This window comes from Acinetobacter sp. UBA3132 (assembly GCF_002364825.1).
GTDB lineage: Bacteria > Pseudomonadota > Gammaproteobacteria > Pseudomonadales > Moraxellaceae > Acinetobacter > Acinetobacter schindleri.
The window spans coordinates 4,835-6,417 of sequence record NZ_DEZM01000225.1 but is presented as its reverse complement, the minus strand read 5'-3'; the positions used below and the strand labels follow the sequence as shown (position 1 = coordinate 6,417).

Genomic DNA, 1,583 nt, shown 5'->3' with positions numbered 1-1,583 from the left:
CAATCTTTTACTGACTCTACAGGCATGACACAACCTGCCATTACATTAAAAAATACTAAATTAGGAACACGACAGTTCGAAAGTCAAGTTCAACGACCATTACTCACAAATTCAGATGCACAATGGAGTAATTACACTCGCGATTATGATTATCCCAATATGGTCACTTTGCCTGTACAGTAGATTAAAATGCGTGATGGTACCAAAATCGCAATTCGTGCTACCTTGCCAGCTGATCAGAATAAACAACCCGATTTTACTAAACCACATCCAGTGATTTTAATCCAGACACTCTACAATACAGGCCTTGCAGGCCAGATTGCGGATATGGCAGGCGGCCCGAATCCTGAGTTTGTAGGCCGTGGTTATGCCACAGTAGCTGCAGATGTACATGGTACCGGTTCTTCAGAAGGGGTATGGCAGGCATTTGATGGCATTAAACAGCAGGACAGTTTTGAAATTATTGACTGGGCTGGCAAACAGTTATGGTCAAATGGCAATATTGGTCTCTATGGTGTTTCTTATCTAGGTATTACCAGTCTGCTGGGGGCATCTACCCAGCATCCGGCATTAAAAGCCGCATTTCCAATGGTATCAATTGGTGATGGTGAGCGTGATATTTTATACAATGGCGGGCAGTTTAATACCAACTTTATCCTATTGTGGATGAGTCGGGTTAGCTTGCTTGGCGCATTACCAGTTGATGCGATTCAAACTGATCCAGTGAATGGTATTACTCTAGGGCTGGATAAAATTCAGAATTTGCTGAAGGCAAAGCCTCACCATCAAATCATTCTTGTTTTCAAAATTAGCTTTTAAAATATAAGTCGGGTTAACTGCTGGGAATGTTAGTAGATATAAATACAAATTGAATAAATATCATCATTGTTATTTAAAGCTGAAAAAAACTAACAGATAAAAATTTTATGCTTTATGATCAGCATATTGAAATTGCTTTATGAAAATTCTGCAGGAAGACATGTTAGAACTTCGTCATTTAAAAACTTTAGTTGCTTTACGAGAACATGGTTCATTGGTCGCCGCTGCAGGAGATTTGTGTCTTACACCTTCAGCCTTATCTCATCAATTGCGTGAAATTGATCAATGGATTGGCGTAGAAGTCGTAAATCGCCGTAGTCGGCCTGTGAGCTTTTCCAATGTTGGACAGCGATTACTTAAACTGGCAGATGAAATATTGCCTCAGGTACAGATTGCCCAAAGTGATATTACTCGTATTGTCCATGGACAGACGGGACGTATTATTTTCTCCTCTGAATGTCATAGCTGCTTTGACTGGCTGATGCCTTTACTCAATCAGTATCGCATCCAATATCCAGATGTAGATTTAGACTTTGCTTCAGGCTTTGAAGCCAATCCGCATGAGCTTTTACAAACTGGTGAGTTTGACTTGCTGATTACCGCCGATCCGATCGCATTAAAAGGGATAGAGTATTTTCCGATTTTTGAATATGAATCACGTTTGGTACTTTCCAATACTCATCCACTGGTACGTGCCAAAGAGATTAGCGTACAGCAACTGGCAGAAGAAACACTGGTGACTTACCCAGTGGATAAACATCGCC

2 protein-coding genes and 1 pseudogene are annotated in these 1,583 nt (G+C 40.7%); all 3 read left to right on the top strand.

Translation table 11 applies throughout. The features are described 5' to 3' along the window. Window positions 1–183: pseudogene (locus B4033_RS12350) on the top strand (hypothetical protein); the annotation flags it as partial. Window positions 184–189: 6 nt separating this feature from the next. Beyond that, complete coding sequence (locus tag B4033_RS12345) at window positions 190–819, top strand: CocE/NonD family hydrolase (RefSeq protein ID WP_286834387.1); 630 nt, start codon at window positions 190–192, stop codon at window positions 817–819. Between the two features lie 160 nt (window positions 820–979). Beyond that, window positions 980–1,583, top strand: a 604-nt coding sequence (locus B4033_RS12340) for a LysR substrate-binding domain-containing protein (RefSeq protein ID WP_286834395.1), incomplete at its 3' end; no start/stop codon positions are given.

Bases quoted from the DNA above. Each gene is read 5' to 3' on its own strand.
- B4033_RS12345 (WP_286834387.1), top strand. From the start codon at position 190: ATGCGTGATGGTACCAAAATCGCAATTCGTGCTACCTTGCCAGCTGAT.